The organism is Streptomyces sp. B1866, from assembly GCF_031932565.1.
Taxonomy (GTDB): domain Bacteria; phylum Actinomycetota; class Actinomycetes; order Streptomycetales; family Streptomycetaceae; genus Streptomyces.
This window is the reverse complement of record NZ_JAVSCF010000558.1, coordinates 1-890: the sequence shown is the minus strand read 5'-3', so window position 1 is coordinate 890 and position 890 is coordinate 1. Positions and strand designations below refer to the sequence as shown.

General features: G+C 81.2%; 1 protein-coding gene. It reads left to right on the top strand.

What is annotated here, in order from left to right; translation table 11 throughout:
• Window positions 1-6 precede the first annotated feature (6 nt).
• A complete protein-coding gene (locus RKE29_RS30170; RefSeq protein WP_312008885.1) occupies window positions 7-789 on the top strand; it encodes an SDR family NAD(P)-dependent oxidoreductase in 783 nt (260 codons plus the stop codon).
• Window positions 790-890 lie beyond the last annotated feature (101 nt).

Genomic DNA, 890 nt, shown 5'->3' with positions numbered 1-890 from the left:
CGGGCGATCCGCGCCGGGCCCCAGGCCGCCGCCCCGCCGCGGGCGTCCGGGGTCGCCCTGGTGACCGGCGCCTCCTCCGGCATCGGCGCGGCGGTCGCCGACCGGCTCGCGGCCGAGGGCGGCTGGCGGCTGCTGCTCAGCGGACGGGACCGGACGCGGCTGGACGGGGTGGCCGCCCGCACGTCGGCCACCGCCCTGGTCGCCGACCTGGCGGCAGCGGACGGCGGACGGCAGCTGGCGCGCGCCGCGCTGCGGTCCGCGGGCCGGGTGGACGTGCTGGTCGCGGGCGCGGGCATCGGCTGGGCCGGGCCCTTCCAGGCCATGCCGCCCGCGGCCATCGACCAGGTGCTCGCCGTGGACCTGGCCGCCGTCGTCCACCTGGTGCACCTGCTGCTGCCGCCCATGGTGGCGGCCGGGCGGGGCCATGTCGTGCTGGTCGGGTCGATCGCGGGCTGCGTCGGCGTGCGCGGCGAGGCGGTCTACTCCGCCGCCAAGGCCGCGCTGGGCGCCTTCGCCGACGCCCTGCGCTACGAGCTGCGCGGCACCGGGGTGGCGGTGGCGCACGTGGTGCCCGGCGTGGTGGACACCCCGTTCTTCGCCCGGCGCGGCGCCCCGTACGCGCGCGCCTGGCCCCGCCCGGTGCCCGCCGACCGGGTGGCCGACGCCGTCTGGGAGGCGCTGGCGCGCGGACGGGACGAGGTGTACGTGCCCGGCTGGCTGCGGCTGCCGGGCCGGGTGCGCGGCGTGGCCCCGGCGCTGTACCGGCGGCTGGCGGCGCGGTTCGGATGAACGCGCTGACCGTGGCCCTGGCGCTGCTGGCGGCCTTCGCGAACGGCGCGGCCTCCGCGTTGCAGCGGCGCGCGGCCCTGGAGCAGGGCGCGGCCGCCGGG